This window comes from Mesorhizobium sp., assembly GCF_005063415.1.
Classification (GTDB): domain Bacteria; phylum Pseudomonadota; class Alphaproteobacteria; order Rhizobiales; family Rhizobiaceae; genus Mesorhizobium.
Genome location: NZ_SUEG01000272.1, coordinates 1 through 3,204, shown reverse-complemented (window position 1 = coordinate 3,204; position 3,204 = coordinate 1). Strand labels below are relative to the sequence as shown.

General features: G+C 59.0%; 3 protein-coding genes and 3 pseudogenes. 3 read left to right on the top strand and 3 right to left on the bottom strand.

Translation table 11 applies throughout. The features are described 5' to 3' along the window. A pseudogene (locus tag E5W70_RS31530) lies at nt 1–403 on the top strand (ATP-dependent DNA ligase); the annotation flags it as partial. Between the two features lie 160 nt (nt 404–563). On the opposite strand, the pseudogene E5W70_RS31525 reads toward E5W70_RS31530, so the two are convergent. Next, nucleotides 564–678 (bottom strand): annotated as a pseudogene (locus tag E5W70_RS31525) (SOS response-associated peptidase); the annotation flags it as partial. An 86-nt stretch (nt 679–764) separates the two neighbouring features. Here E5W70_RS31525 and E5W70_RS31520 point away from each other — a divergent pair. Next, nucleotides 765–1,262, top strand: coding sequence for a CDP-archaeol synthase (locus E5W70_RS31520; protein ID WP_292665177.1), 498 nt, complete (start codon nt 765–767; stop codon nt 1,260–1,262). Here the strand turns inward: E5W70_RS31520 and E5W70_RS31515 are convergent. Then, nucleotides 1,259–2,197 (bottom strand): metallophosphoesterase, encoded by a 939-nt coding sequence (locus E5W70_RS31515; RefSeq protein WP_292665176.1) that lies wholly within the window; start codon nt 2,195–2,197, stop codon nt 1,259–1,261. The two genes, E5W70_RS31520 and E5W70_RS31515, sit on opposite strands and share 4 nt — an antisense overlap. A gap of 94 nt (nt 2,198–2,291) precedes the next feature. Then, a complete protein-coding gene (locus tag E5W70_RS31510; RefSeq protein WP_292665173.1) occupies nt 2,292–2,690 on the bottom strand; it encodes a cytochrome c in 399 nt (132 codons plus the stop codon). Nucleotides 2,691–2,902: 212 nt separating this feature from the next. Here E5W70_RS31510 and E5W70_RS31505 point away from each other — a divergent pair. Then, nucleotides 2,903–3,204, top strand: a pseudogene (locus tag E5W70_RS31505) (universal stress protein); the annotation flags it as partial.

Here is a 3,204-nt window from a genome sequence, read left to right as displayed (position 1 = left end):
CTTCTATCTGGTCGACCAGGCGGGGCTTGAGGGCATAGTGTCGAAGCGCCTTGGCAGCAAGTATCGCAGCGGCAACACGACGGCATGGCTGAAGACCAAAAGCTATACCTTGAGCGACCTCGAATTGCTCGGCGTCGAGCGGGAGAGGGGCAAGCCCGCCTTCGCCCTCATGGGAGAGCCAGGCACCCGCAAATATGTCGGATCCGCTTTCATCACGCTGAACCGTGAGATGCGGGAACGGCTGTGGAAGCGCGTTCAGGAGCACGCCGGGCCGGCACCTGAGGGGGTGAAGCGGCAGGCGACCACGTGGGTCAAGCCGGGCCTGAAGGGCCACGTCAAGCACCTACGCGGCGAAGACAAGTTGCGCCACGCATCGCTGCAGGATTTCTGGGAGGAGAATTAAGCGGTTTGGCGCGTTGTTGCTGCGCGTCCAGGAACATGCCGGGCCAGAACCCAACGAATGGGTCAAGCCGGGGCTGATCGGCCGCATCCACTCCTGCGCGGCGAGGAAGACCTGCGGCAGGCCTCGATGCAGGGTTTCCACGAAGAGGATTAGCGGCAAATTGGTTGGGATAGATATCGGATCGACGGTTCAAGATTGCCGATGATGTCCCGCAAGGCGCGAGTCCACTGGCGAATGGCCTCCTGGCTGGTGGTAATGTTGTAGAGATTGGACATGCCGTTGCCTCAGGTGCGCAGGATCTTGCGCACAGCCAGGCGCGCTGCTTTCCGCTAGGATGTCGGCCCTTGCGAATGAGAACAGTATGACTGAGCTTCATTTATGGTGGATTGTTCAATGCCTCATCCTGCTGACTCTCGCGAACGGCGTGCCTGTCATCGCCAAGAAAGTGTTTGGCGATTGGCTCACATGGCCAATTGATGGCGGTTGGCTTTTCTGGGACGGACAACCGCTCCTGGGTCGATCAAAGACGCTTCGCGGGTTCGTGCTGGCAATCCTTGCTGCAGCGATTGGCGGTCCTCTAGTGGGGCTCGATGTTGAAACAGGAGTCCTCATTGGTTTCAACGCTATGGTCGGGGACATGCTGTCGAGCTTCCTCAAACGTCGCCTGCGATTGGTGCCAAGTGCCGAAGCACCGGGTCTCGATCAGGTGCCGGAATCCCTGCTGCCCCTCGTCGCCGTCAAGACTTTCTTAGGGCTTTCGGTTTGGGACATTCTAATCGGCGTTGGGGCATTTTGGATCGGCGAACTCCTGGTCTCCCGGCTTCTCTATATGCTTCACGTCAGGGACAGACCCTACTAATCCCTGCGGGCGAGATGGTGGAGTGTGATCTCGGGAAGGCAGTTGAGCCGTACTGCAACGACACTCGAGCCGGCGCCGACCGAGGTGTAGCCCGTCATGCCATGATAAATCCAGGCGCCGACGCCCATCGCCCGTGGGAGTTTCGAATCCAGGGTAATCGGGAGTCCACCCGGCAGACAGATCTGGCCACCATGGGTGTGACCCGCGAGCAGCAAATCGAATCCAGTGTGGGCTGCCTGGCGATAGATCTCGGGGGTATGCGAAAGCAGGATCGAAAATGCGTCGGTCGGCACATCAGCCGCGGCCTTTTCTATATTGTCGACCCTGAAGAAATGGGCGTCGTCTATTCCAGCAAGATAGATGCGTTCTCCGCTCCGCTCGATCACATCGAGTTCGTTCATCAGCATGCGAATGCCCATGTCCTCCAAGGCCGGAACCATTCGAACCGTGTCGTGATTGCCGAGCACGCCGTATAGCGGTCCCTTGAGGGAGGCACGCACGCGGCCCACACCGTCCAAAGCGGCGTCGAACGGGCCGAAGGTCTTTGCGCGGAAATCTCCGGTCAGCACGCAGATGTCGTAGTCGAGATCAGAGACAAGCTCGATCACGCGATCCATCGCAGAACGGCTCATGTCCGCATGAAGGTCGCTGAGGTGGAGGATCCGGAATCCTTCAAAACTACGTGGCAAGCTTGCCGACGTGATATTGTTGACGCGGAGTTGGACGTTTGCGGCATTGCGGCGCCCACGCCCATAAAGGCCAGTTAAGCGCAGCCCGTTGCGGATTACCGCATGGATCGAATACCAATTCTCCAAATGGAAGAAGTTCAGACCTTGGCCGAAAACTTGGGCTTCATGGTCCTCTTCGACCCCTAGACGCTGCCTGGCGTGAATCCGGCCAAGGCGTTCGTCCAACCTCGGGCTGATATCAATCATAGCGGTCCAGAGCCAAGTTGGTTGGCGCTTCGGAACGTGCACCAATCCATCCACATACAGCAAGCCATTTGCGCGAACTTCGTGCTGCCGAAATCTAATGCTGCAGCGTCTCGATGTAGCCGGCCAGGTTGTGAATGCGTTCCGTTGTGACGACCTCGCCGCCACTGGGGCCATAGAGCTTTGCGTCTTCCTCGAGGAACTGGCGACCCCACACCGGCATCTCGCGATCGCCATGGCTTGGCAAGGCAAAGCGACCGTCGATTGTCGCGAAGACCCTCGAATAGGGAAACGAGCCGCCGTTCCGTTCGGATAGACGCGTCAGGTCGGCCGGACGCTTCAACAGCACATTGCCCAAAGGCCCATCGCCCTTGCCGTGGAGACCGTGGCAGACCGCGCAGGAGTTCAGGTATTCCGCCTCGCCATAACTCATTTCCTGCGCGGTGGACGCCTGGCAGGCCATGGTTGCGAGAGCTGCCGCTATGAGGAATTTCATCGGCGTGTTCCCAATTGGTGGCCAAGCCTACAGCGTCGGCACGCGGACACGTTGATCCGGATCAATTGCATAGGGGGCGGTCTTTGATTCAGCGCAATGAACACGGCGAGCCGTCTCGCCATTGTTGCAACGACGATTGAAATTTGAGGCAAAATCAGGAGCAGGCGCCATGGCTTTCAAAACGATCCTTGCGGTTACAGGACCGAGCCAGGGTGGATGGCGATCTCAAACTTGCCGCCGGCCTGTGCGAGCAGTTTTGGTGCCCATCTTTCCGTGCTCCTTCTCGTGCTTGCGGCACCACCCTCGGGCGGTGGATATGCAGCGCAGTTTCACCGGCGTGGCTGGAGGAACGCCGGGCCGACCTCAAGAGGCTTAAAGAGCGAACTTCGGTCGTTTCCGCATTCCTTTCCCAAATCGTCACATCGGGCGATCTGATCGACGACTATCCCGACACTGCCTGGGCCGACGAAACCATCGGCCGCCGTGCCCGCTACGCCGACATTACGGTTATTGC

Coding starts and splice junctions, on each gene's coding strand:
- E5W70_RS31510 (WP_292665173.1), bottom strand. CDS start 2,690: ATGAAATTCCTCATAGCGGCAGCTCTCGCAACCATGGCCTGCCAGGCG.
- E5W70_RS31515 (WP_292665176.1), bottom strand. CDS start 2,197: ATGATTGATATCAGCCCGAGGTTGGACGAACGCCTTGGCCGGATTCAC.
- E5W70_RS31520 (WP_292665177.1), top strand. CDS start 765: ATGACTGAGCTTCATTTATGGTGGATTGTTCAATGCCTCATCCTGCTG.